This is a genomic window from Streptomyces lydicus (assembly GCF_001729485.1).
GTDB lineage: Bacteria > Actinomycetota > Actinomycetes > Streptomycetales > Streptomycetaceae > Streptomyces > Streptomyces lydicus_D.
In genome coordinates, this window is sequence record NZ_CP017157.1 from 893511 (window position 1) to 918853 (window position 25343).

Annotated in this window: 25 protein-coding genes; 10 read left to right on the forward strand and 15 right to left on the reverse strand. The window is 73.6% G+C overall.

Annotated features, from left to right (window positions below; translation table 11 throughout):
* Positions 1 to 11 precede the first annotated feature (11 nt).
* From SL103_RS03900 to SL103_RS03915, 4 genes are all read right to left on the reverse strand, one after another.
* Positions 12 to 425, reverse strand: coding sequence for a hypothetical protein (locus tag SL103_RS03900; protein ID WP_069567376.1), 414 nt, complete (start codon positions 423 to 425; stop codon positions 12 to 14).
* A 41-nt stretch (positions 426 to 466) separates the two neighbouring features.
* The gene (locus tag SL103_RS03905) at positions 467 to 1888 is read right to left on the reverse strand and encodes a purine-cytosine permease family protein (RefSeq protein WP_069567377.1); all 1422 of its coding nucleotides are present in this window, start codon (positions 1886 to 1888) and stop codon (positions 467 to 469) included.
* A 159-nt stretch (positions 1889 to 2047) separates the two neighbouring features.
* A complete protein-coding gene (locus tag SL103_RS03910; RefSeq protein ID WP_079145556.1) occupies positions 2048 to 2620 on the reverse strand; it encodes a cysteine dioxygenase in 573 nt (190 codons plus the stop codon).
* Complete coding sequence (locus tag SL103_RS03915; RefSeq protein WP_069567378.1) at positions 2617 to 3534, reverse strand: amidohydrolase; 918 nt, start codon at positions 3532 to 3534, stop codon at positions 2617 to 2619. The genes SL103_RS03910 and SL103_RS03915 overlap by 4 nt, the downstream gene beginning before the upstream one ends.
* Before the next feature lie 158 nt (positions 3535 to 3692).
* On the opposite strand from SL103_RS03915, the gene SL103_RS03920 reads away from it, so the two are divergent.
* Positions 3693 to 4736, forward strand: coding sequence for a LacI family DNA-binding transcriptional regulator (locus SL103_RS03920; RefSeq protein ID WP_069567379.1), 1044 nt, complete (start codon positions 3693 to 3695; stop codon positions 4734 to 4736).
* Positions 4737 to 4760: 24 nt separating this feature from the next.
* Here the strand turns inward: SL103_RS03920 and SL103_RS03925 are convergent, their stop codons facing one another.
* From SL103_RS03925 to SL103_RS03945, 5 genes are all read right to left on the reverse strand, one after another.
* Complete coding sequence (locus SL103_RS03925; RefSeq protein WP_069567380.1) at positions 4761 to 5363, reverse strand: class I SAM-dependent DNA methyltransferase; 603 nt, start codon at positions 5361 to 5363, stop codon at positions 4761 to 4763.
* Between the two features lie 92 nt (positions 5364 to 5455).
* The gene (locus SL103_RS03930; protein WP_069567381.1) at positions 5456 to 6382 is read right to left on the reverse strand and encodes an ABC transporter substrate-binding protein; all 927 of its coding nucleotides are present in this window, start codon (positions 6380 to 6382) and stop codon (positions 5456 to 5458) included.
* Positions 6383 to 6458: 76 nt separating this feature from the next.
* Positions 6459 to 7130 (reverse strand): ABC transporter permease, encoded by a 672-nt coding sequence (locus tag SL103_RS03935; RefSeq protein WP_069567382.1) that lies wholly within the window; start codon positions 7128 to 7130, stop codon positions 6459 to 6461.
* 7 nt (positions 7131 to 7137) lie between these two features.
* The gene (locus SL103_RS03940) at positions 7138 to 7845 is read right to left on the reverse strand and encodes an ABC transporter permease (RefSeq protein WP_069567383.1); all 708 of its coding nucleotides are present in this window, start codon (positions 7843 to 7845) and stop codon (positions 7138 to 7140) included.
* Entirely contained in the window at positions 7842 to 9023 is a 1182-nt protein-coding gene (locus SL103_RS03945) for an ABC transporter ATP-binding protein (protein ID WP_069567384.1), read from the reverse strand. The genes SL103_RS03940 and SL103_RS03945 overlap by 4 nt, the downstream gene beginning before the upstream one ends.
* A 229-nt stretch (positions 9024 to 9252) precedes the next feature.
* Between SL103_RS03945 and SL103_RS03950 the strand changes: the two genes are divergently transcribed.
* Together SL103_RS03950 and SL103_RS03955 are read left to right on the forward strand one after the other, a co-directional pair.
* Positions 9253 to 10737 (forward strand): aromatic amino acid ammonia-lyase, encoded by a 1485-nt coding sequence (locus tag SL103_RS03950; RefSeq protein ID WP_069567385.1) that lies wholly within the window; start codon positions 9253 to 9255, stop codon positions 10735 to 10737.
* Positions 10738 to 10935: 198 nt separating this feature from the next.
* The gene (locus SL103_RS03955; protein WP_069567386.1) at positions 10936 to 11892 is read left to right on the forward strand and encodes a MurR/RpiR family transcriptional regulator; all 957 of its coding nucleotides are present in this window, start codon (positions 10936 to 10938) and stop codon (positions 11890 to 11892) included.
* Positions 11893 to 11979: 87 nt separating this feature from the next.
* Here the strand turns inward: SL103_RS03955 and SL103_RS03960 are convergent, their stop codons facing one another.
* The 5 genes from SL103_RS03960 to SL103_RS03980 all read right to left on the reverse strand — a co-directional run bounded on the left by SL103_RS03960 (position 11980) and on the right by SL103_RS03980 (position 16300).
* A complete protein-coding gene (locus SL103_RS03960; protein ID WP_069567387.1) occupies positions 11980 to 13362 on the reverse strand; it encodes a hypothetical protein in 1383 nt (460 codons plus the stop codon).
* Positions 13363 to 13510: 148 nt separating this feature from the next.
* On the reverse strand, positions 13511 to 14323 hold the full coding sequence (locus SL103_RS03965; protein WP_069567388.1) for an ABC transporter permease: 813 nt from the start codon (positions 14321 to 14323) through the stop codon (positions 13511 to 13513).
* Between the two features lie 152 nt (positions 14324 to 14475).
* Positions 14476 to 15420 (reverse strand): ABC transporter ATP-binding protein, encoded by a 945-nt coding sequence (locus tag SL103_RS03970; protein WP_069567389.1) that lies wholly within the window; start codon positions 15418 to 15420, stop codon positions 14476 to 14478.
* On the reverse strand, positions 15417 to 15797 hold the full coding sequence (locus SL103_RS03975) for a transcriptional regulator (protein ID WP_069567390.1): 381 nt from the start codon (positions 15795 to 15797) through the stop codon (positions 15417 to 15419). Before SL103_RS03975 ends, SL103_RS03970 begins: the two co-directional genes overlap by 4 nt.
* Complete coding sequence (locus tag SL103_RS03980; protein ID WP_208869824.1) at positions 15794 to 16300, reverse strand: hypothetical protein; 507 nt, start codon at positions 16298 to 16300, stop codon at positions 15794 to 15796. The genes SL103_RS03975 and SL103_RS03980 overlap by 4 nt, the downstream gene beginning before the upstream one ends.
* A 218-nt stretch (positions 16301 to 16518) precedes the next feature.
* On the opposite strand from SL103_RS03980, the gene hutU reads away from it, so the two are divergent.
* The 4 genes from hutU to hutI are packed head-to-tail and all read left to right on the forward strand — an operon-like array spanning position 16519 to position 21957.
* Positions 16519 to 18189, forward strand: a complete 1671-nt coding sequence (gene hutU, locus SL103_RS03985) for a urocanate hydratase (protein ID WP_069567392.1) — start codon at positions 16519 to 16521, stop codon at positions 18187 to 18189.
* Positions 18190 to 18206: 17 nt separating this feature from the next.
* Positions 18207 to 19424, forward strand: a complete 1218-nt coding sequence (locus SL103_RS03990; protein ID WP_244304138.1) for an allantoate amidohydrolase — start codon at positions 18207 to 18209, stop codon at positions 19422 to 19424.
* The gene (locus tag SL103_RS03995) at positions 19415 to 20773 is read left to right on the forward strand and encodes a formimidoylglutamate deiminase (RefSeq protein ID WP_069567394.1); all 1359 of its coding nucleotides are present in this window, start codon (positions 19415 to 19417) and stop codon (positions 20771 to 20773) included. The genes SL103_RS03990 and SL103_RS03995 overlap by 10 nt, the downstream gene beginning before the upstream one ends.
* Positions 20774 to 20790: 17 nt before the next feature.
* On the forward strand, positions 20791 to 21957 hold the full coding sequence (hutI, locus tag SL103_RS04000) for an imidazolonepropionase (protein WP_069567395.1): 1167 nt from the start codon (positions 20791 to 20793) through the stop codon (positions 21955 to 21957).
* Positions 21958 to 22067: 110 nt separating this feature from the next.
* On the opposite strand, the gene SL103_RS04005 is transcribed toward hutI, so the two are convergent.
* Positions 22068 to 22880 carry an RNA polymerase sigma factor SigF gene (locus SL103_RS04005; protein WP_244303833.1) on the reverse strand — a complete coding sequence of 271 codons (813 nt, stop codon included), beginning with the start codon at positions 22878 to 22880 and terminating at the stop codon, positions 22068 to 22070.
* Positions 22881 to 23267: 387 nt separating this feature from the next.
* On the opposite strand from SL103_RS04005, the gene SL103_RS04010 reads away from it, so the two are divergent.
* The 3 genes from SL103_RS04010 to SL103_RS04020 all read left to right on the forward strand — a co-directional run bounded on the left by SL103_RS04010 (position 23268) and on the right by SL103_RS04020 (position 25302).
* Positions 23268 to 23636, forward strand: a complete 369-nt coding sequence (locus SL103_RS04010) for an STAS domain-containing protein (protein ID WP_069567396.1) — start codon at positions 23268 to 23270, stop codon at positions 23634 to 23636.
* A gap of 174 nt (positions 23637 to 23810) precedes the next feature.
* Positions 23811 to 24314, forward strand: coding sequence for an ATP-binding protein (locus SL103_RS04015; protein WP_069567397.1), 504 nt, complete (start codon positions 23811 to 23813; stop codon positions 24312 to 24314).
* 274 nt (positions 24315 to 24588) lie between these two features.
* Entirely contained in the window at positions 24589 to 25302 is a 714-nt protein-coding gene (locus SL103_RS04020; protein WP_069567398.1) for an LPXTG cell wall anchor domain-containing protein, read from the forward strand.
* Positions 25303 to 25343 lie beyond the last annotated feature (41 nt).

Here is a 25343-nt window from a genome sequence, read left to right on the forward strand (position 1 = left end):
CCGCCGGGGCGTCAGTCCCACTCGCCGTCGCGGCGCTCGGTGCGCCGGTTCAGCAGGGTGCGCAGGCTCGCACTGTGCACGGCGTTGACGCCGACGATGCCGGCCCAGCACACCAGCAGTCCCGGCAGTCCCGCGTTGACCGCCGCCACCGCGGAGAGCGGGACGGCCAGCACCAGCGAGAGGGCGGCGACCCCGAACCGCTGCCAGAAGTCGCTGCCGTCGCCGGCCGGGCGCGGCGGGCGGGCGCCGCGCGCCACCTGCACCTGCTGTTCGGCGAGCTGCCGCCGCACCCGCCGGTCGACGGTCCCGGAAAGCTTCTCCAGGAAGGACTCCACCAGCTCCGACTCGTACTCCGGCCCCAGCTCCTTACGGGTCTGCAGGGTCGCGTCGAGTTCCTTGCGCAGCTCGGGGTCGTGTGTCGCCATACCGGTGAGCCTACGGACCGGGGGCGCGGCGCGCGGTAGGGCTAACCCCCCGTTCCGGCGGGCGCGTTCGCCCCGTGCTCGTCGTCCGGCACCGCCGGCCGTGCCACGCGGGCGGTGTCGCGGCGGGCGGTGAGCCAGTACAGGACGGCCGGTACGACGAGGCCCACGAGCCAGGAGACGTCCGCGCCGCCGAGCCGGTCCACCAGCGGCCCGGTGTAGAAGGCGGTGGCCAGGAACGGGAGTTGGGCGAGCACACCGAGGGCGTAGACGGCCAGCGCCGTGACGTTCCAGGCGCCGTAGCGGCCGGCCGGGTCGCTGAGCGCCGGCACGTCGTACCGCTCCTTGGAGATCAGGTAGTAGTCGACGAGGTTGACCGCCGACCAGGGCGTGAAGAAGGTCAGCAGGAACAGCAGGAAGTCCTTGAAGGACGTCAGGAAGGAGTCCTTGCCCAGGAGGGCGACGGCCGTGCCGGCCAGCATGATGCCGGCGATGTACGCCGAGCGGCCGCGCGGCGAGAGGGTCCGCTGCCCGCGGAAGCCGCTGACGCTGGTGACCAGCGACATGAAGCCGCCGTAGGTGTTGAGGATGTTGATGGTGAGCTTGCCGAGCGCGATGACGAAGTAGAGGAGCGAGGCGATCAGCCCGGTGCCGCCCAGGCCGACGAGGTAGCCGACCTCGTGCCCGACGAACGCGGCCGGCGCGGCGGCGGCCGCCAGCACCCCGAAGGTCATCGACCACTGCGAGCCGAGCACCGAGCCGGACAGCGTCCACCAGAACGTGGCGCGCGCCGAGGTGTGCCGCGGCAGGTAGCGCGAGTAGTCGGCGACGTACGGGCCGAACGCCAGCTGCCAGGAGGCCGAGAGGGAGACGGCGAGCAGGAAGGCCGGCAGGGCGAACCGGTGGTCCGCCAGCAGCGTGCCGAGGTCGGCGCGCTGGAGCAGCCGGACGCCCAGATAGACGAAGGTCAGCGCGCAGACCAGGCCGGCGATCCTGCCGAGGGTGTGGATGAGGCGGTAGCCGACGGCCGCGGCGAGCGCGGTCACCGCGGCGAAGACGATGATGCCCGGGGTCTCGCCCAGGTGCGTCAGCTCACCGACCGCCTGGCCGGCGAGCACGCTGCCGCTGGCGAAGAACCCGATGTACATCACGATGACCAGCGCCAGCGGGATCACTGCCCCGCGCACCCCGAACTGCGCCCGGGAGGTGATCATCTGGGGCAGTCCGAGCCGCGGGCCCTGCGCGGAGTGCAGCGCCATCACCGCGCCGCCCGCGAGGTTGCCGAGCAGCAGCCCGATCAGCGACCAGAAGGCGTTCGCCCCGAAGACGACGGCCAGCGCGCCGGTGACCACGGCGGTGATCTGGAGGTTGGCGCCCAACCAGAGGGTGAACTGGCTGAATGCGCTGCCGTGCCGTTCGTCGTCGGGGACGACGTCGATCGAGCGCCGTTCGACCACACCTGCCATGAATCCGCCCCGGGTCGTTCCTGTATGGGTCCATGCAGGATCAAGCCCAGTGAATGGAAGGTCAATAGGTGGGACCGGAAAGCGCTGGATTCGCGGTGACGGGGCGCGGCCGCGGCGGCCCGTGCGGGGCGCCGCGGCCCAGGTGGTGGACGGCGGTGCTCAGGCCGCCGGGGACGCGTCGCCCAGCGGTCGCAGTTCGTCCGCGTACGAGACCGAGACCCGCCGCATCAGGCCGTCCTCGGTGATGTCGTACTGGCCCAGCCGCCACAGCGGCGGCGAGTAGGCGTGCACCGACACCGCGTCGTCGGTCGCGCCGGTGAGGCGGTGGATGTGGTCCGGGCCGAAGCAGAAGGAGGCGCCGGCGCCGACGGCGGTGGCCAGGTGCTCCCCGCCGATCCGGGGGTTGGACTCGGTCAGCACGCCCTGGACGACACGGACCGCGCCGGAGGAGAGGTCGTGGTCGTGCCAGCCGGTGTCGTTCCGCCGCGTCCAGCACAGCAGCCAGACATCGACGAACTCGTCGCGGTACAGGGACGCGTAGTGCCGCTCGTCGTCGGAGAACGCGACCTGCTCGCGCCACAGGTCCGGGCGCGCGGCGAGCCCGTCGACCAGGGTCTTCAGCTCGCGCTTGTCGAGGTTGCGCGCGGGCAGCGCGGCGAACGGCCGCGCGCCGCCGGCGGCCTCCCGGGCGGTCTCGGTCCGGGACGCGGCGGGAGTGGCGGCGGGGGTCATGGGCGGGCTCCTTTCGTCGGGCCCAGCAGGCGGGCCGGATTGGCGGTGCGCAGGGCGTGGACGGCGGCCTCCGCGCCGAGGTCGGGGATCACCGGCCGGGCGTACGGGCGGTCGCTGCCGCTGACGACCACGTCGATGCCGGCGGCCCGGACCAGGGCGTCCACCGCGCGGGTCCCGTACGAGGAGGTCTCGTAGAAGACGCGGTGGTCCACCCGGCCGCGGTCCGCTCCGCCGCCGCGGGCCACCAGCCGTTCGCCGTGCAGCGGCGCCAGGCCCGCCAGCGCCGCGAAGCAGACCCGCAGCCCGGGGTGGCGCGGCCGGCCGAAGGCGCGGAAGGCGAACCACGCGGCGTGCATCTGATGGACGTACGGGACCAGTGCCGGCCACCAGGCGGGCGCGCCGGGCGGTGCGGCCGGGGCGGCGCCGGGGTGCACGAACAGCGGCTTGTCCAGCTCGGTGAGGACGTCCAGCAGCGGGGCGCAGCGGTCCCACCCCGCGGCGTCGAGCAGTGCGGTGGCGGGCAGTTGCAGGCCCACGCAGCCGCGCCGCAGCACGTCCCGCAGCGCGCCGGTGTCCGGGCCGGGCGCGGACAGCCGGGCCGCGGCCCAGGCGCCGAAGGGGGCGGGCAGCTCCAGCGCGCCGTCGTGGAACGCGGCGAGCAGCGGGTCGGCCTCCTCGGGCGGCAGGTACTCGACGCCGAGCGGGCTGGAGAGCGACACCAGGGCCAGGTCGAGGCCGTCGGCGCGGGCGAGCGCGGTGCGGGACGCGACGTCGTGGTCGGCGGGGGCGACGTCGTACGGCGGCTCGCCGGGCAGGTGCAGGGTCCAGCCGTCGAGCCGGGGCGGCGCCTCGCGGGCCCGCAGCAGGGCGAGGAACGCGGCCGGCCAGAGGTGCTGGTGGACATCGGTGGGCACGGACGCCGACCTCCTCAACCGCTTCACTTAACCGCTTCACTGATACGTTTAAGTGAAGCGGTTAACAAGGAGCGCTGTCAAGCCTGCGCCGGAGCCGCCGGGTGTCCGACCCGCCTCGTGCGCCGGGCCGGGGCGCCTCCTTGGGTAGGCTTCCTGGCATGGCCAGGCCCAATAAGCGCACCACCCTCCGCGAGGTGGCCGAGGCCACCGGACTCTCCACCGCCGCCGTCTCCTACGCGCTGCGCGGCAAGCACGTCTCCAAGGAGACCGAGGAGCGGGTGCGCAAGGCCGCCGCCGAACTCGGCTACGAGGCCGACCCGATCGCCCGCGCCCTCGCCAGCGGCCGCACCAGCACCGTCGGTGTGCTCGCCGGTGACCTCCAGGACCTCTGGCAGCAGCAGCTGATGGCCGCCATAGGGCGCGAGCTGCTGGCCGGCGACCGCTATGCGCTGATCCTCGACGCGGGCGGCGACCCGGCCCGCGAGCTGACCCTCGCCAAGCAGCTGCGCGACCAGCGCGTCGACGGTCTGCTGGTCTCGCCCGTCGACCCGTCCGCCGAGGGCTGGGCGGTGATCGCCGACGCGGTGCCGGTGGTCTCCATCGGCGACGCGCTGAGCCGCGCCCGTACCGCGGGCGAGGTGCTCTTCGACAACCGCGCCGGCATCGACGCCGTGCTCGACTACCTGCGCGGCCTGGGCCACCGCCGGGTCACGGTGCTCACCCCCACCGGCCCCTCCACCCCCGACCGCCCCGCCGACGTCTATGTCCGCGAGGCCGCCGACCGGCTCGGCCTCGGTGTCGAAGTGGTGCCCTGCGCGCAGGAGTTGAGCGAGGCGACCGCGGTCGCCCGCCGGGTGCTGACCAACAGCCCCGACGGCCGCCGGCCCGCCGGTCCCGGCCTCGCCCCGCCCACCGCCGTCTTCTGCTTCTCCGACTCCATCGCCTACGGCGTCTACGCGGCCGCCGCCGAAGCGTCCCTCACCGTGGGCCGCGACCTGTCCGTCGTCGGCTTCGACGACCACCCGGTCTCCCGTGTGCTGACCCCGCCGCTGACCACCGTCGACTGGGGCCTCGGGGACATCGCCAAGGAGGCCGCCCGGCTCGCGGTCGCCGCCATCGAGGGCCGGCGGGTCCGCCGCAAGCGCATCCTGTGCGCGCCCCGCCTGTCGGAGCGGGGGTCGGCGGTGCGGGTCACCGACTGAGGGGCGTTCGCCGGGTGGCCGCGGTCAGTGCCGTCGCCGGGCGTGCAGCATCAGCCAGTCGCGGTGGGTGGTCCACCGGGTGTCCCCGGTCACCTCGAAGCCCGCGTCGGCCAGCAGCCCGGTGAGCGGCGCGAGGCGGTGCCGCACGTACCAGCGCCGCAGCTCCGGGGCGTAGGGGACGGCCTCCCAGTCCTCGCCGTCGCCCTCGGCGAGGCTCAGCACGAGACGGCCGCCCGGCCGTACGACCCGGGCGAACTCGGCCAGCACCCCGGGCACTTCGGGGCGCGGAATGTGCAGCAGGGCGGCCACGCACCACACCGCGTCGACGGCCGACGGGGCCAGCGGCAGGGCGCGCATGTCGGCCTGGACGAGGCCGGGGACGCCGCCGGCGGCGAGCATCTCGCGGGACAGGTCGAAGCCGGTGGCCCGGAAGCCGCGTTCGCGCAGCAGACGGGTGTGGTGGCCGGGCCCGCAGCCGATGTCCGCGAGCACCGCCCCGGCGGGGAGCAGCCCGGCGAGCCGGTCGGCCTCGGCGGTGACCGCTGCCGGGGTGGACCGCCAGCGCCGGGCGTACGCGGCGGCGATGGCGTCGTACGTCTCGCGCGTGGTGGCGGCGAAGTCGGTCATGGCCGCACCTTACGGCTCCCGGGCGGCCCGGCCGAGGGGCTGGACGGCGCCGGCCGCCCGCCACCGACCGCCGGGCGGTGGCGGGTGGCGCCTCACCCCAGCTTGTGCTTCTTGAGCCAGGCGTCCGCCACCCGGTCGGGGTCCTGCTTGTCCTTGTCGACGAGGCGGTTGAGCTGGGTGAGATCGTCGGTCGTCAGGGCGTTGCCCAGCCGGGCGAGCGCCTTGCGCACCTTGGAGTCGGCCTTGCGGGCGGCGATCAGCGGAACGATGTGCTGGGCGGGAATGAGGTGCTTGGGATCCGCCAGCAGCACCCAGCCGTTCTCCGCGGTGTCGACGTCGGTGGTGAAGACGTTGGCGACGTCGACATCGCCCTTCTTCAATGCGCCCTTGACCAGCGGGCCGGACGAATCCAGCGCCTTGAATTCCTTGAATTCCACCCCGTACTGCTCCTTGAGGCCGACGACCCCGACGACCCGCTTCTTCATTTCGGCGGCGGCACCGAAGGTCAGCTTCCCGTTGACCTTGCGCAGGTCGGCGAGCGTTCTGAGGCCGTAGCGGTCGGCGGTCTCCCGGGTGACGGCGAAGCTGTCGCGGTCCTCGGCGGCCGCGTAGGGGAGCACCTCCAGGCCGTCGGGGACCACCGTGGCCAGCGCGTTCTGCATCGCGCCCGCCTCGGTCTCGGTGGCCTTCTTGTCGAGGTAGAGCAGCAGGCTGCCCTGGTATTCGGGGAGCATGTCGATGTCGCCGGAGCGCAGCGCGGGCACCACGATCTCGCGGGAGCCGAGGTTGGGCTTGACGGTGGCCTTGACCCCGGCTGCGGCCAGCACGCCCGCGTAGAGGTAGCCGAGGACCTGGTTCTCGGTGAAGTTGGCGGTGCCGATGACGAGTCCGCCGCTGCTGCTCCCGCTGTCGCCGCCGGCGCCGTCCCCCTTGAGGGAGGTGATGCCGGAGGAACAGGCGGCCAGCGCCGGGGCGGACGCCCCGGCGAGCAGCGCGGCGAGGACGGAACGACGGTTCATGGGCGGGGCTCCTCGGGACGTACGGACGGGGGCGGGGCGGCGCTCCCCCGACGGGCCGCGGCGGGGGCGGCGGGCATCAGCGGGCGGTGGCCGGGCGGCCGCGGAACAGCAGCCGGGTCAGGCCGCCCAGCGCCAGGTCGGCGACGACGGCGAGCACCGCGACCAGGGCCGCGCCGCCGAGCACCTGCACCAGATCGCGCTGCGCCAGGCCGTCGAAGACGTAGCGGCCCAGCCCGCCGAAGCTGACGTAGGCGGCGATGGTGGCGGTGGCGACGACCTGCACGGTCGCCAGCCGTACGCCGGTCATGATCAGCGGCAGCGCCAGCGGGAGTTCGACCTGCCAGAGGATCTGCCGGCCGCGCAGCCCCACGCCCTTGGCGGCGTCCTTGACCTCCGGGTCGACCGCGGCCATCCCCGCGTAGGTGTTCGTGATGATCACCGGCACCGCGAGGGCGACCAGGGAGACGTACACCGGCCACACGCTCAGCCCGCCGGCCAGGAAGACGAGCGTCACCAGGCCGACGGTGGGCAGCGCGCGGCCGAAGGAGGAGAGGTTCACGGCGAGGAAGGCGCCGCGGCCGGTGTGCCCGATGAGCAGGCCGACGGGCAGCGCGATCACGGCCGCGGCGAGGGTGGCGAGCACCGAGTACTCCAGGTGCTCCAGGACGCGGGCGGCGATGCCCTCGGGGCCCGACCACTGGGCCGGGCTGGTCAGCCAGGACGCGAGGTTCTTCAACAGTTCGAGCATCGGTGCGTCACGCTCGCTTCCACAGCTTGAGGGCGGCCGGCAGCTTCCCGAACGGCGACGTCGCGGCGCGCGGCCGGGCGGTGCCGCGCCGCCAGGGGGTGCACAGCCACTGGACGGTCACCAGCAGCGCGTCGGCGACCAGGGCGAGCAGCAGGGTCAGGACCACACCGGCGACGACCGGGGTGGGGAAGTTGCGCTGGAAGCCGTCGGTGAAGAGCTGGCCGAGGCCGCCGTAGCCGATGTAACTCGCCACGCTGACCAGGGAGATGGACATGACGGTGGCGACCCGTACGCCCGCCATGATCACCGGAAGGGCGAGCGGCAGCTCGACGGTGAGCAGGGTGCGCAGCGGCTTCGTGCCCATCGCCCTGGACGCCTCGCGTGCCTTGACGGGCACCGCGTCCAGGCCCTCGACGGTGTTCCGTACGAGCACCACCAGGGTGTAGGCGGTCAGGCCGACGATCGCGGTGGTGCGGGTCAGCCCGGTGACCGGCAGCAGCAGCACGAAGAAGGCGAGGGAGGGAATGGTGTAGAGGATGTTGGAGGCGCCGAGGACGAAGGCGCGCAACGGCCGTACGCGGTGCGCGAGGACCGCCAGCGGCAGCGCGATCAGCAGGCCGAGGAGGACGGCGGGCACGGCGGTGGCGAGGTGGTCCGCGGTCAGCCGGATCATCTCGTCGGCGTGGTCGGGGAACCAGCCCCATTCGATGGTCATGCGGGACGCTCCGTGGCGGTGCCCGCGGGTGCGGTGGCGTCCGTGGCCGCGGCCCCGGCGGTGCCCGCGGGCGTCGGGGTGCCCGCGGCCTCCGCGTGGCTGCGGCCGGCCCGGTCGTGGATCGCCTCGCGCGAGGTGATCCCGGTCAGCACGCCGTCCGCGGAGACCCGGGCGACCGCGCCGGCCGGCGAGGAGACCGCCTCGTTGAGCGCCGACAGCAGGGAGTCGGTGTCGCGCAGCGGCCGTACGGGCGCCAGCGCGGCCTCGCCCGCGGTGCCGCCGGCGGGCAGCGCGTCGGTGTCGAGCCAGCCCAGCGGCTCCCCGCGCGCGGAGGTCACCAGGCGCCAGCGCCCGCCGTCGCGGGGCACCGCACCGGCCGGCTCGTCCGCGGGTATCGCCCGGCCGGGCGCGGAGGGCACATCGGCCAGGCTGGTGAGCGAGAGCAGCTTGAGCCCGCGCTCGGCGCCCAGGAAGTCGGCGACGAAGTCATCGGCGGGCCGGGCCAGCAGCTCGGCGGGTGCGGCGCACTGGACGAGCCGGCCGCCGGTGCGGAAGACCGCGATCCGGTCGCCGAGGCGGACCGCCTCGTCGATGTCGTGGGTGACGAACACGACGGTCTTGCGCAGCTCCTCCTGGAGCCGCAGCAGCTCGTTCTGCAACTGGGTGCGGACGACCGGGTCGACCGCGCCGAACGGCTCGTCCATCAGCAGCACCGGCGGGTCGGCGGCCAGCGCCCGGGCCACCCCGACGCGCTGCTGCTGGCCGCCGGAGAGCTGGTGCGGATAGCGCTTGCCGGCGTCCGCGGGCAGCCCCACCAGCTCCAGCAGCTCGGCGGCGCGGGCGCGGGCCTTGCGCCGGCCCCAGCCCAGCAGCAGCGGGACGGTCGCGATGTTGTCGAGGACCGTACGGTGAGGGAAGAGACCGGACTGCTGGATGACGTAGCCGATGCCGCGGCGCAGCTCGGCGGCGTCCGCCTCCAGGATGTCGCGGCCGCCGACGCTGATCGTGCCGGAGGTCGGCTCGACCATGCGGTTCACCATCCGCAGGGTGGTCGTCTTGCCGCATCCGGACGAGCCGACGAGGACGGTGACGCCGCCCTCGGGGAGGTCCAGGGACAGCTCGTCCACGGCGGTGGTGCCATTCGGGTATCGCTTGCTGACTGCGTCGAACTTGATCATCCGCTGCCCCTTGCCCGGCCTGCATAGTGTCATGCAGAGTCTTAGGCGTGTGAATAGAAGTCAATAGGCGGAAGTAAATCGTTCGTTACCTCGCGTGGTGACGGCGCGCGATACCCACGAGTTCTCTTCTGAATTCGCCTCGTACTTCGCTTCACCGTACGGAACGTGGTGTCGGACTTTCGTTCACAAAGCGCGTTATAAGAGGGAGTTGAGCGCCTTGGTTTCCCACATGCTGGACACCGGCCGACGGGCCGGCCGGCGCATCACGCTCGACGGCACCGGTCTGCACACCGCGGACATCACGGCCCTCGCGGAGCGCACCGCCCGCCCCGCACCGCCCGACCCCAAGGCGTTCGCCCGCGCCGAGGAATCCTGGGAGACCGCCCGCCGCCTCGCCGCCACCGGCCGCGTCTACGGGCGCAGCACCGGCGTCGGCGCGAACCGCACGGAGGACGTCGGGGCCGCCGACGCCGCCCACGGACTCCGCCTGCTGCGCAGCCACGCCGGCGCGATCGGCGACCCGCTGCCCGCCCGCGAGGTCCGCGCCATGCTCGTGGTGCGGGTCAACCAGCTGCTGGCGGGCGGCGCCGGCCTCAACCCCGCCGTCATCACCGCGCTCCTCGCCGCGCTGGACTCGGGCGCGCACCCGGTCGTCAACGAGCACGGCGCGGTCGGCACCGGGGACCTCGCCGCCCTCGCCCAGACCGGACTCGCGCTGGCCGGCGAACACCCCTGGACGTGTGCGCCCGGCGCCCGGGCACCGGCACCGCTCGCCCTCGACAACAACGACGCCCTGGCCCTGATCAGCAGCAACGCCCTCACCCTCGGCCAGTCCGCGCTCGCCCTGGACGAACTCCGCCGCCTGCTGGCCGCCTCGCTGCCGGTCGCCGCACTCTCCCTGCTCGCGGTCGGCGGCTCCCACGAACCCTTCGCCGAACCGGTGATGCTGGCCCGCCCGCACCGCGGCTCCGCGGCCGCCGCCACCCGTATGCGCACCCTCGCGGGCGTACCGCCGCGCCCCGCCCCGCCGCTGGGACGCATCCAGGACCCCTACGGCTTCCGCTGCCTCCCGCAGATCCACGGCCCCGCGCTCGACGCCGCCGACGCCCTCGACGAAATCCTCACCGTGGAGGTCAACGCCGCCGCCGAGAACCCCCTGATCAGCATCGAGGACCAGGCCGCCTACCACCACGGCAACTTCTACGCCGCCCATGCGGCGCTCGCCCTCGACACCTTCCGCCTCGCCGTCCTGCAGACGGCCCGGCTGTCCACCGCCCGCCTGGCCGCGCTCTCCGAGCCGGACTTCACCCGGCTGCGGCCCTTCCTGGGCGACGCCGCCCCGGCCAGCTCCGGCGTGATGATCCTCGAATACGCGGCCGGCGCGGCCCTCGGGGAGATGCGCGCGGTCTCCCACCCGGCCTCCCTCGGCCACGCCGTGCTCTCCCGGGGCGTCGAGGAGCAGGCCAGCTTCGCCTCCCTGGCCGCCCGCCAGACCCTGCGTGCCTGCACGTACTACCGTCAGGTGCTCGCCTGCGAACTGGTCGCCGCCGTCCGCGCGCTGCGCATGCGCTCCCTCGAACCCGACCCGGGCCTCCCGCTGACCGACGCCTACCACCTCGCCGCCGACGCCCTCGACCCCCGCATGGAGGACCGCCCTCTGACCGCCGACGTCGCGGTCGCGGTGGGGCTGCTCGACGAGCTGGCACGGATATGAGGGGGCGGCGATGACGGGCACGGTGGGGGTGACGGGCACGGTGGTGCTGCCCTCGGCCCGGGGCGCGGGCCCCGGGGCCGGGGCGACGGGCCCGTCCGGCGCGCTCATGATGCGTCGTGCGGGTCGGCGCGGGCCAGAAGTTCCGTACAGTCGGTCGACACAGGACAAGGCCCCCGAACGGGCCGGGAAGAAGAGGCGATGAGCGGGGACGGGGACAACGGCGGCGGCGTCGCCGGCGCGGCCGGGGGCCGGCCGGCCACCACGGAGCAGGAGCGGGCCCGGGAGACGCGGGGCGCGGAGAACGGTGCGGCCGGCGGCGCGGACACCGGCACCGCCGCCCGCCTCCAGAAGCTCTTCGAGGGCCACCGGCTGACCCCCACGCAGCGCCGGATCGCGCACTGCATGGTGCGCCGGGCCGCCGACGCGCCCTTCCTCTCCAGCGTCGAACTGGCCGAACTGGCCGGCGTCAGCCAGCCCTCGGTCACCCGCTTCGCCGTCGCCCTCGGCTTCGACGGCTACCCCGCGCTCCGCCGCCACCTGCGCGACGTCGCCCCCGCCGAGAAGCCCGACGACACCGGCTCGTACAACGAGTACCAGCAGGCCGTACACGCGGAGATCGACAACCTCCGCCACCTGGCCGCGGCGCTCGCCGACCCGGCGCCGGTGAGCGAGGCGGGCCGGCTGCTCGCCGCCTCCCGCCCGCTCCCCGTCCTCGGCCTGCGGGCCGCCACCGCCCAGGCCGCCGGCTTCGCCTACTTCGCCCGCAAGGTCCACCCCGACGTCCGCCTGCTGGACGAGGGCGGCACCATGCTCACCGACCGCATCGACGCCGCCGCCCGGGCCGGCGCCACCGCCCTCATCTGCTTCGCCCTGCCCCGGCACCCCCGCGAGGTCGTCGACGCCCTCGAATACGCCCGTACGGCGGGCCTGACCGTCATCACCGTCGCGGACAGCGCGTTCGCCCCCGTCGCCCACCACACCGACCTGCTCCTGCCGGCCCCGGTCGGCACCGGCCTGGCCTTCGACACGGCCTGCGCCCCGATGCTGCTGGGCCGCGTCCTGCTGGAGGCCATGTGCGACGCCCTCCCGGACGCCCAGGCCCGGCTGGAGGAGTTCGACACCAGGGCGGCGGCACGGGGCCTGTTCGTGGAGTGAGGGCCGGCTGCCGCGCCGGGCGGGCCCGCCCGTGGGGTGCGGCCACGCCGGCGCGGCGCACGGCACGGGGCCGCGCCCGGCGGCCGCTCACCGCCCCCCGAGGCCGTCCAGCGCCTCCGTGTGGGCGGCGCCGCTCTCGGCGGTGAGTTCCTCCAGGGTCTGGGGCGTGCGGACGGTCGCGAAGCGGAGCGTGCCGTCGGGATCGGCCGCATAGCCGTAAATGCCGGGGCGGGGGAGGGAGTTGTAGGCGAAGTGGGTGGAGAAGTAGTACGCGCCGGTGTCCAGGAGAGCGGCGTGGTCGCCGGACTCCAGGCGCGGCAGCGGACGGTTCTCGGCGATCAGGTCGCCGGCGAAGCAGCAGGGCCCCGCGACGTCCTGGGCGACCGGCTCGCCTGTCTTGGGGCGGCCCTCGGCGTCGTAGGCGGCGACCCGCAGCGGCCACGCCTCGGGAACGAAGACCGTACGGGTGGCGACCTGGGCGCCGGCGTGGGTGACCGCGATGGGGCGGCCGCCCGCCGACTTCGCGTACTCCACGCGGGCGAGGATCGTGCCGTGCTTGGCCAGCAGTGACCGGCCGAACTCGGTGACCAGGCCGTAGCGGCCGGAGAACAGTCCGGGCACGGTGGAGTGCAGCAGCGCCACGTACGCGCGGTAGTCGGGGGTGACGGCGTCCGAGGAGAAGTTCACCGGCAGGCCGCCGCCGATGTCCAGGGTGTCGATCTGACGCCGGCCGGCCTTCGCGTTGATCTCCTCGGCCAGTTCGAACGTGGCCAGGACGCCGGCGGCCATCAGCTCCAGCGGCATGCCCTGGGAGCCCACGTGGGCGTGCAGCCGGGTCAGCCACGGCCGGGCCAGGAAGGCCCGTACGACCCACTCGCGGGCGCCCTCGTCGCGCAGCGCGATCCCGAACTTGGAGGTGTCGGTGGCGGTGCTCATCGCGCCGATGGTGCCGCCGCCGATCTGCGGATTGACCCGCAGGCCCAGCGGTGCGGCACTCGGCGCGGCGGCGGTCAGCGCGTCGAGACGTGCCAGTTCCTCGGGGTTGTCGGCGTTGACGGCGATCCCGAGGGCGAGCGCCTCGCGCAGTTCCGCGGTGGTCTTGGCCGGTGAGTCCAGCACGGTGCGGGTGGCGGGCACCCCGGCGGCGCGGGCCAGCGCCAGCTCACCGGGACTGGCCACCTCGCAGCCGAGGCCCTCCCGTGCGAGCAGCCGCAGCACGGGCACGAGCGAGGCGGCCTTCACCGCGAACGCGTGCAGCACCGGGGTGCCGGGCGCGACGAACTCCTCGAAGGCGGCGCGCAGTTCACCCGCCGACCGGCGCACCCCGTCGACGTCCAGCAGCCCGGCGACGGGCTCGTCCGGCCCGACCAGCCCCCGCGCCACGGCCGCGCGCACGGCGCGGTCCCGCTCGCGGGCCCGCTCGCGATCTCGGTCCGGTTCTCGTTCCGGTTCTCGGTCGGTGAGGCTCATGACTCAACTCCATCATTGAGGACGGGGGGCCCGCCAACGAGGACGGCCGCACGACCCGGCCGGGTTGCGCCGCGACCCGCTGGGCCGCCCCGGCCGGGTCGCGGTACGACCCGGCCCGTTCCGCTGCCCGGCCGGTCCGCCCCGGGCCTCAGGCGGTGCGGGCGTCGCCGCTCGACCGGCGGTGCCGCTGCGCGAGGCGGGAGCCGGATTCGCGGCGGGCGGCCCGCCGCAGCAGCGGTACGGCCAGCAGGAAGCCGAGCACGGCCCAGGCGGTCAGCACGAGGGCGACCGTCGGCAGCTCCCAGGAGCCGGCCGGTTCCGCGGCCCGGGCGGCGTCGGGCAGCAGGGCCGAGCGCAGTCCCTGGGCCATCCACCTCAGCGGGAAGACCGAGGCGATCTTCTGGACCAGCAGCGGCAGCGAGGAGAGCGGGAACATCGCCCCCGAGGTGATCAGCAGAGCCATCGTCGGCAGCATGATCAGCGCCAGTGCCTCCCGTGGGTTGGGCAGCACGGCACCTATCGCGGCGCCCAGCGGCACGACGGCGAGCAAGCCCAGCGCACTGACCCACAGCAGGGTCAGCCAGCCGCCGGCACCGTGCGGCAGCGGTCCGTCCACGAGGAGGGCCCCGGCGCCCAGGAGCAGGACCAGGGTGGCCAGCGCCATGACGACCACCAGCACCGACTTGGCGACGAGATAGGCCGGTATCCCGCCGGGGGTGGCGCGCAGCCGCAGCAGGGCGCCCTCCTCCCGCTCGGTCACCAGGATCTGCGGCAGGCTGACCAGGCCGATCTGGAACAGCAGGTAGGCGGCGAAGCCGGAGAGCGTCAGATGGGCCATGGGCACGTGGGTGCCGGGCACGTCGTCGCTGAGGTAGCTCGCGATGGTCAGGGCGACGACGATGTTGAGCAGGTTTCCGGTCAGCTCCTTGGGGTTGCGCAGGAGATGGCGCACCTCGATCACGCCGCGCCGGACCCCGGCCCGGCAGTGCCGCCGGGCCGCGGAGGGCCGCCGCCCGGCACGGGCGTCTAGGACCGCGCCTGCTGCCGTAGTCGTGCCTGCTGTGTCCGTCGTCCCTGCCGTCACCGCTGTTCCCCCGTCGTATCCGTCCGCGGTCACTTCGCTTCCCCCGCCCCGCCTGTCTCGTCCCCGGCCGTGTCGTCGCGGTGCACCATGTGCAGATAGGTGTCCTCCAGCGTCGGGCGGCGGACCTCCAGGTCGGCGATCGGGCCGTTCGCCTCGCGGTGCAGCTCCCAGACCAGGCCGGAGGGGTCGGCGGTGCGTTCGCGGCGGGCGGTGCCGTCGGGCGCCGTCCAGCGGACCTCGGCCCGGGCGGCGGCCCGCCGGGCCAGCTCCGCCGGGGTGCCGCAGGCCCGGATCCGGCCGTTGACCAGCATCGCTATGCGGTCGGCCAGCCGCTCGGCCTCCGCCAGGTCGTGGGTGGTGAGCAGGATCGTGACGCCCTCGTCGCGGGCGAGCCGGGCGATCAGCGCGTGGAAGTCGCGGCGCGCCTCCGGGTCGAAGCCGGTGGTCGGCTCGTCCAGGAAGAGCAGTTCGGGACGCCCGACGAGGGCGAGTGCCACGTCCAGCCGCCGCCGCTGCCCGCCGGACAGCCGGTCGACCCGCCGGCCCGCCTGCTCCGTGAGCCCCACCACGGACAGCAGCTCGGCGGGGTCGCGCGGATCCGGGTAGTACGTGGCGAAGTGCGTCAGCAGTTCGGCGACCTGCCAGCGCCGGTGGTCGCGCCAGGACTGGAGGACCAGGCCGATCCGGCCGCGCCAGGCGTCGTCGCCGCGCGCCGGGTCCGTACCCAGGACGCGGACCTCGCCGGCGGACCGCTGCCGGAAGCCCTCCAGGATCTCGACGGTGGTGGTCTTCCCGGCGCCGTTGGGGCCGAGCAGGGCGAAGATCTCGCCGCGGTGGATGTCGAGGTCGATGCCGTGCAGCACATCGACGCTGCCGTACGCCATCCGCAGGCCGCTGACACGGATGACGGGTGCGGCGGCCCCGGGGCTGCCCGGGGCCGGGGCCGCGGCCCGCTCGTACGCGGTCGTGGTCATCGGCCGGCCTCCGCGTGGTGCTGCGGCCGCTCCGGTGCCGTGCGTGCCGCGGTGGGCTCCGCGGCCGGAGTGCCCGCGGTGGCCCCCGCACCCTCGACGATCGCCCGGAGCGCGGCCACATGGCCCTCGAAGGCGGTCCGGCCGCGCTGTGTCAGCCGTACCTTCGTGCGCCGTTTGCGGCCGCCGCCCTCCTTGCGGATCTCCAGATATCCGGCCTCCTCCAGGGTGTGCAACTGCTTGGAGAGCGCGGAGTCGCTGAGCGAGAGGCTGTCGCGGATGAAGGGGAAATCGGCCCATTCCGTGGCGGCGAGCAGGGCCACGACCGACAGTCTCGTCGAGGGGTGGATCAGTTCGTCGAAGCCGCTCGGGGTACTCATCGCCCCGCCCCCTCCGCGACGGCCCGCGCGCCTCGCGCGCGCAGGGTGCCGACCGCCCAGCGGTTCGCCGGCCCGACCAGGAGCACGAAGGCGCCGGCCGAGACGGTGGCCTGGATCAGGCTGCCGAACGGGAGCCCCAGCGACTCCACCAGCCGGCCGGTGAGCAGGATGGTCGCGGCGGTCACGACCATGCCCGCGAAGAACATGGCGAACTGCCGCCAGCTGTGCCGCGAGCGGTGCAGCCGCAGCCGGGACCGGCGGTTGAAGTGCACGCCCAGGGCGCCGAGCCCGACGACGTAGGCGGCGAGCACCAGCCAGAACGCCCACTCCGGCAGGTCCAGGCCCCAGCTGGCGATGAAGACCCACATGATCGCGGCCGTGGTGTACGTCGGCCGCACGTCGCCGTGCGCGGAGCGTTCGATCTCGTCGTAGACCCGCTCCTCCGGTACCCGGATGCGCTGCAGGTCCAGCCATGCCTGTTCGGCATCCACCGATGTGCTCATGTCCTTCGCCTCCCCAAGACGTCACGGACGGTTCCCCGTTCACTTTCCTACAAGGAAAGTTACTCCAGACTTTCCCGGTGGGCAAGTCGAATCCGCCCCGGGGGCGGCCGGTTTCCGTCGTACGGGCGAGCCGGTCGCCGGAAGCTGTTGACTAGCGCTATTCAGAGACGTCAGTATGTGAATAGCTCAATCCACTCACTGTCGAGGAGGCACGGCCCATGTCGGGACCGCGACCCGTGCGGGCGCCGCGCGGTACGGAACTCACCGCTCGGGGATGGCAGCAGGAAGCCGCGCTGCGCATGCTGCAGAACAACCTCGATCCGGAGGTGGCCGAGCATCCGGACAAGCTCGTCGTCTACGGCGGCACGGGCAAGGCCGCCCGTGACTGGCGCTCCTTCGACGCGATGGTGCGCACGCTCACCACGCTCAAGCAGGACGAGACGATGCTCGTGCAGTCCGGCCGGCCGGTCGGCGTGATGCAGACGCACGAGTGGGCGCCGCGGGTGCTCATCGCCAACTCCAACCTCGTCGGCGACTGGGCCAACTGGGAGGAGTTCCGCCGCCTGGAGGCCCTGGGCCTGACCATGTACGGGCAGATGACCGCCGGTTCGTGGATCTACATCGGCACGCAGGGCATCCTGCAGGGCACCTATGAGACCTTCGCGGCCGTCGCGGCGAAGAAGTTCAACGGGACCCTGGCCGGCACGATCACCCTCACCGCCGGGCTCGGCGGCATGGGCGGCGCCCAGCCGCTCGCCGTCACGATGAACGACGGCGTCGCGATCTGCATCGAATGCGACCCGCGCGCCATCGAGCGGCGCATCGAGCACCGCTACCTGGACGTGAAGGCGGACAACCTCCAGCACGCCCTCCAGCTCGCCGTCGAGGCCCGCGACCAGCGCAAGCCGCTGTCCATCGGGCTCCTCGGCAACGCCGCCGAGCTGCTGCCGCAGATGCTCGCCGAGGGCGCGCCGATCGACATCGTCACCGACCAGACCAGCGCCCACGACCCGCTCGCGTACCTGCCCGTCGGCATCGACTTCGCCGACATGGCCGCCTACGCCGCGGAGAAGCCCGCCGACTTCACCCAGCGGGCCCGCGAGTCGATGGCCCGGCACGTCGAGGCCATGGTCGGCTTCATGGACGCCGGCGCCGAGGTCTTCGACTACGGCAACTCCATCCGCGGCGAGGCCCAACTCGCCGGCTACGAGCGGGCGTTCGCCTTCCCCGGCTTCGTGCCGGCCTACATCCGCCCGCTGTTCGCCGAGGGCAAGGGCCCGTTCCGCTGGGCGGCGCTGTCCGGTGACGCCCGCGACATCGCGGCCACCGACAAGGCGATCCTGGACCTCTTCCCGGAGAACGAGTCGCTGGCCCGCTGGATCAAGATGGCGGGGGAGCGGGTCCACTTCCAGGGCCTGCCCGCGCGGATCTGCTGGCTCGGTTACGGCGAGCGGGACAAGGCCGGCGAGCGCTTCAACGAGATGGTCGCCGACGGGACGCTGCAGGCCCCGCTGGCCATCGGCCGCGACCACCTCGACTGCGGCTCCGTCGCCTCGCCCTACCGCGAGACCGAGGCCATGAAGGACGGCTCGGACGCGATCGCCGACTGGCCGCTGCTCAACGCCATGGTCAACGTCGCCTCCGGCGCCTCCTGGGTCTCGCTGCACCACGGCGGCGGCGTCGGCATGGGCCGCTCGATCCACGCCGGCCAGGTCACCGTCGCCGACGGCACCCCGCTGGCCGGGGAGAAGATCCGCCGGGTGCTGACGAACGACCCGGGCATGGGTGTCATCCGGCACGTCGACGCGGGCTACGAGCGGGCCGACGAGGTCGCCACCGAGCGCGGTGTCCGCATCCCGATGCGCGAGGGCGAAGGCGAGGGCGCGTGACCGCCTCGTTCCACGAGATGTGGCAGGAGCTGCGGCCGCTCGGCCGCAGCTCCGCCTCCGGGGGCTACCGCCGCTACGCCTGGACCGGCGCCGACGCCGACTGCCGCGCGTGGTTCAAGGCGCAGGCCGAGGCCCGCGGACTGACCTACGAGCTCGACCGCAACGGCAACCAGTGGGCCTGGCTCGGCGCCACCGGCTACCAGGACGTGGCCCCCGGCGAGGCCGTCGTCACCGGCTCCCACCTGGACTCCGTCCCGGACGGCGGCGCCTTCGACGGCCCGCTGGGCGTGGTCTCCTCCTTCGCCGCGCTCGACGAACTCCGCGGCAGGGGAGCGGAGTTCGGCAAGCCGCTGGCGATCGTCAACTTCGGCGACGAGGAGGGCGCCCGGTTCGGCCTGGCCTGCGTCGGCTCCCGGCTGGCCGCCGGCGCGCTGACCCCCGAGGCCGCGCACCAGCTGCGCGACGGCGAGGGCGCCACCCTGCCGCAGGCCATGGAGCGCGCCGGGTACGACCCCGAGGCCATCGGCCCGGACCCCGAACGGCTCGCCCGGATCGGCGCGTTCGTCGAACTCCACGTCGAGCAGGGCCGCGCCCTGGACCTGTCCGGCGACCCGGTCGGCATCGCCTCCGCCATCTGGCCGCACGGCCGCTGGCGGTTCGACTTCCACGGCGAGGCCAACCACGCCGGCACCACGCGCCTGGAGGACCGCCGCGACCCGATGCTCAGCTACGCGGCGACCGTGCTCGCCGCCCGCGAGCAGGCCCGGCTGGCCGGTGCCCTGGCCACCTTCGGGAAGATCAGCGTGGAGCCGAACGGCGTCAACGCCATCCCCTCGCTCGTCCGCGGCTGGCTGGACTCCCGCGCCCCCGACCAGGACACCCTGGACACCGTGATCGAGGGGATCGAGCGGGCGGCCGCCGAGCGGGCGGCGCGCGACGGGGTGGACCTGACCGTCGTCCGGGAATCCTTCACCCCCGTCGTGGAGTTCCAGCACGCCCTGCGGGACGAGCTGGGCGCGATCCTCGGCAAGTCGGGGGAGCGCCCGGTGCCCGTCCTGGGCACCGGCGCCGGCCACGACGCCGGTATTTTGTCCGGAACCGTCCCCACGGCCATGCTGTTCGTCCGCAACCCCACCGGCGTCTCGCACTCACCCGCCGAGGCGGCGGAGGAGAACGACTGCACCGCAGGGGTCCTCGCACTCGCCGACGTTCTGGAGGGGCTGGCGTGCCACTGACGCCGCAGGCAACACCGACGACGTACTGGCTCGAACACGCCTGGCTCGGCACGCACGTCGAGCCCGGCGTGACCGTGGACGTCGCCGACGGCCGCATCACCGCCGTCCACGAGGGCGCCGCCACCCCGCCGCCCGGCGCCGTCGTCCTGCGCGGTCTGACGATCCCCGGGCTCGCCAACGCCCACTCACACGCCTTCCACCGCGCCCTGCGCGGCACCGTGCAGGTCGGCTCCGGGACCTTCTGGACGTGGCGGGAGCTGATGTACAGCACCGCCGACCGGCTCACCCCGGACAGCTATTACGCCCTCGCCCGCGCCGTCTACGCGGAAATGGCGCTGGCCGGCATCACCTGCGTCGGCGAATTCCACTACCTCCACCACGCGCCCGGCGGCACCCGCTACGACGACCCCAACGCCATGGGGCAGGCGCTGATCGCGGCCGCCGCCGACGCCGGCATCCGCCTCACCCTGCTCGACACCGCCTACCTCTCCGCGGGCTTCGGCGCCCCGCCCGACCAGCACCAGCTGCGCTTCTCCGACGGCACCGCCGAACGCTGGGCGCAGCGCGCCGACGGGCTGAAGGCGGACCGCGAGCACGTCCGGATCGGGGCCGCCGTCCACTCCGTGCGCGCCGTGCCCGCCGAGCAGTTGGGCACCGTCGCGGACTGGGCGCGCGAGCGGCGGGCGCCGCTGCACGTCCACCTCTCCGAGCAGACCGCCGAGAACGAGGCGTGCCTGGCGGCGCACGGCTGCACCCCCACCCAGCTGCTGTCCGACCACGGCGTGCTGGGCCGGCGCACCACGGCCGTGCACGCCACCCACCTCACCGACGAGGACGTCGCCCTGCTCGGCGACTCCACCACCGGTGTGTGCATGTGCCCCACCACCGAACGCGACCTCGCCGACGGCATCGGCCCGGCCGCCCGCGTCCAGGACCGCGGCAGCCCGCTCTCGCTCGGCAGCGACAGCCACGCCGTCATCGACCTGCTCGAAGAGGCCCGCGCCATGGAGCTCGACGAGCGGCTGCGCACCCGCACCCGCGGCCACTGGACGGCCGCGGCCCTGCTGCGCGCCGCCACCGCCGACGGCCATGCCGCCCTCGGCTGGGACGACGCCGGCACCCTCGAACCCGGCGCGCTCGCGGACTTCACCACGATCGCGCTGGACTCCGTACGCACCGCCGGGCCGCTGCCCCGGCTGGCCGCCGAGACGGCCGTATTCGCCGCCTCCGCGGCGGATGTGCGGCACACCGTCGTCGGCGGGCGGCAGATCGTCCGCGACGGAGTGCACACCCTCGTCCCCGACGTCCCCACCGCCCTCGCAGAGTCCATCGCCGCGCTGCGCGGCTGAAGGAGAACACCCCCGCGATGACGACCACCGCCCTCACCCACATCGCCCAGCTCGTCACCAACGACCCCGCCCTCGGCGAAGGCCCCCTCGGTCTGGTCCGGGACGCGGCGGTCGTCATCGACGGCGACCGCATCGCCTGGGTCGGTCCGTCCGGCAAGGCGCCCGCCACCGACAACGCCGTCGACGCCGGCGGCCGGGCGGTGATCCCCGGCTTCGTCGACTCCCATTCGCACCTGGTGTTCGCCGGCGACCGCACCGAGGAGTTCAACGCCCGGATGTCCGGGCGGCCCTACTCCGCCGGCGGCATCCGCACCACCGTCGCCGCGACCCGCGCCGCCGGCGACGACGTGCTGCGCGCCAACGTCGCCCGGTACCTCGCCGAGGGACTCCGCCAGGGCACCACCACCCAGGAGACCAAGTCCGGCTACGGGCTGACGGTCGAGGACGAGGCCCGCGCGCTGCGCATCGCCGCCGAGCAGACCGACGAGGTCACCTTCCTCGGCGCACACATCGTCGCGCCCGACTACGCCGACGACCCGGCCGGCTACGTCGACCTGGTCACCGGCCCGATGCTGGACGCCTGCGCCCCGTACGCCCGCTGGATCGACGTCTTCTGCGAGCGGGGCGCCTTCGACGGCGACCAGGCGCGGGCGATCCTCACCGCCGGCGCGGCCAAGGGCCTGGTGCCGCGGGTGCACGCCAACCAGCTCGGCCACGGCCCCGGCGTCCAGCTCGCCGTCGAGCTCGGCGCCGCCTCCGCCGACCACTGCACCCACCTCAGCTACGCCGACATCGACGCCCTCGCGCAGTCCGAGACCGTCGCCACCCTCCTGCCGGGCGCCGAGTTCTCCACCCGCGCCAAGTGGCCCGACGCCCGCCCGCTGCTCGACGCCGGCGCCACCGTCGCGCTGTCCACCGACTGCAACCCCGGCTCGTCCTTCACCAGTTCCATGCCGTTCTGCATCGCCCTGGCCGTCCGGGACATGGGGATGACGCCCGACGAGGCCGTCTGGTCGGCCACTGCGGGCGGCGCCCGCGCCCTGCGCCGTACGGACGTCGGCCGGATCACCCCCGGCGCCCGCGCCGACCTCGCCCTGCTGGACGCGCCGTCACACGTGCACCTCGCCTACCGGCCGGGCGTGCCGCTCGTGTCGGCCGTGTGGCACAAGGGAGTTCTGGTCTGAGTTCCCCGCGCCCGAACGCGGAGGAGGGCCCGTCCCGGTAACCCCGGGGCGGGCCCTCCTCCGCGCGGGCGACTGCCGGCCGCACCGGGCCGGCAGGTACCGCGGGTGCCTCACTCGTCGATCATCAGGCCCTTGCGGAGCTTCACGAGCGTGCGGGAGAGCAGACGGGAGACGTGCATCTGGGAGATGCCCAGCTCCTCGCCGATCTCGGACTGCGTCATGTTGGCGACGAAGCGCAGCGAGAGGATCGTGCGGTCACGCGAGGGGAGTTCGGCGATCAGCGGCTTGAGGGACTCGACGTACTCGATGCCCTCCAGGCCGTGGTCCTCGTAGCCGATGCGGTCCGCCAGCGCGCCCTCGTTGTCGTCCTCCTCGGGCTGGGCGTCCAGCGAGCTCGCGGTGTAGGCGTTGCTCGCGGCCATCCCCTCGACGACCTCGTCACGGGTGATGTCCAGGCGGTCGGCGAGTTCCTGCACCGTGGGGGCGCGGTCCAGCTTCTGGGCCAGTTCGTCGCCGGCCTTGGCGAGGTCCAGCCGCAGTTCCTGCAGCCGCCTGGGTACCCGCACCGACCAGCTGGTGTCGCGGAAGAAGCGCTTGATCTCGCCGACGATGGTCGGCATCGCGAACGTCGGGAACTCCACGCCACGGCTGAGTTCGAAGCGGTCGATCGCCTTGATCAGGCCGATCGTGCCGACCTGGACGATGTCCTCCATGGGCTCGCTGCGGGAGCGGAACCGGGAGGCCGCGAACTTCACGAGGGCGAGATTGAGCTCGACCAGGGTGTTGCGGACGTACGCGTGTTCGTGGGTGCCTTCCTCCAGCGATTCGAGCCGCTCGAAGAGGGTCTTGGACAGAGCCCTCGCGTCCACCGGGCCCACCTCGTCGAACGGCGGGATCTCGGGCAGACCGTCGACCTCAGACATTCCTGCCGGGTCTGGTTCGGCAGGGCCGGACTGGGAAGGGATCTGACCGGTGAGGTCGGACAGGGGTGTCGACGATGCGGACTGCCGGTAATCGTCGGTACGCAGTTCGTCGAGCCGGGGTGACATGGTCTCCTCCATCGTTCTCGGCATATGGCTGCCGAAGCCTCTCCGTGAAGCTGCGGTGTGCGGCGCCTCCAAAGCCGGCCGTTTCGAATGTGTGCTTCTACGCCTACCTGGCTTTGCAGGAAGATGGCAAGTGCGTGTTGTCCGTATATTGAGCAATATGCGGATTGTTCGGCTACCCGTGCGCGTCAGGAAGGCGTAGGGTTCGACGAGCGCAGTCGTAAGCAATTCAGTCGTCTAGACAGCAAGAGGGGTGCGCGTCGCATGGACCGCGGGACGGTCGGCAGTGCAAGCCGGGGCCGGCTGCATGTCGAGATCCGCCATCACGGCGCGAGCGCGGTCGTGACGGTGACAGGTGAGCTCGATCACCACACCGCCGACCTGTTGCGTGAGTCACTCGAAGGCTGCCTGGACGACGGCTATGCGCGTCTGGTGGTGGACTGCTCACGCCTTGAGTTCATGGACTCCACCGGGCTCAATGTGCTGCTCGGCGCACGCCTGAGAGCGGAGGCCGAGGGGGGCGGGGTCCACCTGGCCGGAATGCAGCCGGTGGTGGCCCGGGTTTTCGAGATCACTGGCGCGGAGGCGGTTTTCACGGTGCATGACTCGGTCGATACCGCCCTGTCCGACTGACGTGACACGGAGTGCCCGGAACGTTGCGTTCCGGGCGCGTAGTACGAGTCACAACTTCCGTGCCCAAGAAGTGGGTGTTCTCACGGTCCGGTCGGGCAGGAGACATCTGAATCCGTTGCAAGCAGTCAGTTATCTGTTCTCCGTGAATAGGCGAATCGGTGAGGTGAAGCGCTGATGAGCACCACCCGGCCGTATCCGCCGGGCGATCTCGGCCCGGAGTCGGGCGGCGCCGGTGCCTCCGCCGCCGTGCCGGCTGCCGCCGTGCCCGCGGGCCAGATCCGCCGGCTGCGCCTGGCGGGCACCAGGGGTGCCGTGGCGCGGGCCCGTGACTTCGCCCGGGAGGCCCTGCACGACTGGGGCTGGCTGCCGGCTGCCGGGGCCGACCAGCGGGCCGCAGCCGAGGATGCGCTGCTGGTCGTCTCGGAGCTGGTGACCAACGCCTGTCTGCACGCCGAGGGCCCCGAGGAGCTGCGGCTGCGCTGCGCCGGCAAGGTGCTGCGCCTGGAGGTCAGCGACCTGGGCGCGGGCTCACCGGCGCCCCGCAGCCCGCACCGCCCCGGCCGTCCCGGTGGTCACGGCATGTTCATCGTGCAGCGGCTGTGCCTGGACTGGGGTGTCGTACGTCACCCCGACGGCGCGGGCAAGACCGTGTGGGCGGAGCTCGCGGCGCCGGCCTGAAGACGGGGCGGGAAGCCGGGGAGGAAGCCGGGAAGGGTGAGCGCGGGTCTGCGGGCCCGCGCTTTGTCGTGTGCGGCCGACGCCCCCGCGCCCGCCGGACGCGGCCGCGCGCCCGGCGCCGGCAGGCCGGAATCCCACCGCCGCGGCGCGCCCGCGCCGATCGGGGCTGCGCTGTGCCTTCCCTCGGCACGGTCCCCGGCGTACCTTGAGCGGCCAATCTGATGTGCCGTCAGTAACGTCCGGCGGTACGCCCATCGGGGAAGGGGAACGGAACGTGGCCCGCTTCTACGAACAGCACGGCAGGTGTCCGCGCCGGGCGGCCGGCCTCGCCGCTGCCGTGGCGATGGCGGCGGGGTCCGCGGTGATGCTCACCGCGCCGGCCGCCCACGCCGAGGTCGTCGACGTCAACTACCAGTGCAAAACGCCGATCGGGAACAAGGGCGCGGTCTCCCCCATCGACATCAAGGGCACCGCCGCGGGCGGCGGGTACAAGCTCGTGATGTCCTTTCAGAAGGGCGTCTCCTCCAGCCCCGTCGAGCTGGGCAAGGGCGCCATGAAGCCCAGCGCACTGATCAAGCTGGGCGGCGCGGAGTCCGGGACGGTGCCCGTCTCCGGACCGCCGAACGACCAGGCGATACCCGCCAACACCCCCATCAAGATCAGTGACTTGAGCGGGACGTACACCCCCAAGGGCAGCGGCAAGGTCACCTTCACGGCCTCCACGCTCACCATCAAGGCCCTCGGTACGACCACCACCTGCACCCCCGCCAACAGCCCCAAGCCCTCGCTGACCCTCGACGTGAAGGGCTCCGGCGGCGGCACCTCGGGCGGCTCCGGAGGCACGTCCTCCGGTGGTTCCTCCGGAGGCGAGCTGCCGCAGACCGGGCCCGCGGACTCCGCGGTCGCGCTGGGCACCTTCGGCGGCACGGTGCTGCTGGCCGGCGCGGCCGGGGTGCTCTGGCTCACCCGGCGCCGGCAGCGCGCCTGACCCACCGCGCACCGCCCCGCCTCCGCACCGTGTACGCGCAC

Bases quoted from the DNA above. Each gene is read 5' to 3' on its own strand.
- SL103_RS04005 (WP_244303833.1), bottom strand. From the start codon at position 22,880: ATGTCTGAGGTCGACGGTCTGCCCGAGATCCCGCCGTTCGACGAGGTG.
- SL103_RS03935 (WP_069567382.1), bottom strand. From the start codon at position 7,130: ATGCTCGAACTGTTGAAGAACCTCGCGTCCTGGCTGACCAGCCCGGCC.
- SL103_RS04010 (WP_069567396.1), top strand. From the start codon at position 23,268: ATGGACCGCGGGACGGTCGGCAGTGCAAGCCGGGGCCGGCTGCATGTC.
- hutI (WP_069567395.1), top strand. From the start codon at position 20,791: ATGACGACCACCGCCCTCACCCACATCGCCCAGCTCGTCACCAACGAC.
- SL103_RS03970 (WP_069567389.1), bottom strand. From the start codon at position 15,420: ATGACCACGACCGCGTACGAGCGGGCCGCGGCCCCGGCCCCGGGCAGC.
- SL103_RS03910 (WP_079145556.1), bottom strand. From the start codon at position 2,620: ATGACCCCCGCCGCCACTCCCGCCGCGTCCCGGACCGAGACCGCCCGG.
- SL103_RS03960 (WP_069567387.1), bottom strand. From the start codon at position 13,362: ATGAGCCTCACCGACCGAGAACCGGAACGAGAACCGGACCGAGATCGC.
- SL103_RS03925 (WP_069567380.1), bottom strand. From the start codon at position 5,363: ATGACCGACTTCGCCGCCACCACGCGCGAGACGTACGACGCCATCGCC.
- SL103_RS03905 (WP_069567377.1), bottom strand. From the start codon at position 1,888: ATGGCAGGTGTGGTCGAACGGCGCTCGATCGACGTCGTCCCCGACGAC.
- SL103_RS03990 (WP_244304138.1), top strand. From the start codon at position 18,207: ATGTGGCAGGAGCTGCGGCCGCTCGGCCGCAGCTCCGCCTCCGGGGGC.
- SL103_RS03945 (WP_069567384.1), bottom strand. From the start codon at position 9,023: ATGATCAAGTTCGACGCAGTCAGCAAGCGATACCCGAATGGCACCACC.
- SL103_RS03950 (WP_069567385.1), top strand. From the start codon at position 9,253: ATGCTGGACACCGGCCGACGGGCCGGCCGGCGCATCACGCTCGACGGC.
- SL103_RS03930 (WP_069567381.1), bottom strand. From the start codon at position 6,382: ATGAACCGTCGTTCCGTCCTCGCCGCGCTGCTCGCCGGGGCGTCCGCC.
- SL103_RS03900 (WP_069567376.1), bottom strand. From the start codon at position 425: ATGGCGACACACGACCCCGAGCTGCGCAAGGAACTCGACGCGACCCTG.
- SL103_RS03975 (WP_069567390.1), bottom strand. From the start codon at position 15,797: ATGAGTACCCCGAGCGGCTTCGACGAACTGATCCACCCCTCGACGAGA.
- SL103_RS03920 (WP_069567379.1), top strand. From the start codon at position 3,693: ATGGCCAGGCCCAATAAGCGCACCACCCTCCGCGAGGTGGCCGAGGCC.
- SL103_RS03940 (WP_069567383.1), bottom strand. From the start codon at position 7,845: ATGACCATCGAATGGGGCTGGTTCCCCGACCACGCCGACGAGATGATC.
- SL103_RS03980 (WP_208869824.1), bottom strand. From the start codon at position 16,300: ATGAGCACATCGGTGGATGCCGAACAGGCATGGCTGGACCTGCAGCGC.
- SL103_RS03955 (WP_069567386.1), top strand. From the start codon at position 10,936: ATGAGCGGGGACGGGGACAACGGCGGCGGCGTCGCCGGCGCGGCCGGG.
- hutU (WP_069567392.1), top strand. From the start codon at position 16,519: ATGTCGGGACCGCGACCCGTGCGGGCGCCGCGCGGTACGGAACTCACC.
- SL103_RS04015 (WP_069567397.1), top strand. From the start codon at position 23,811: ATGAGCACCACCCGGCCGTATCCGCCGGGCGATCTCGGCCCGGAGTCG.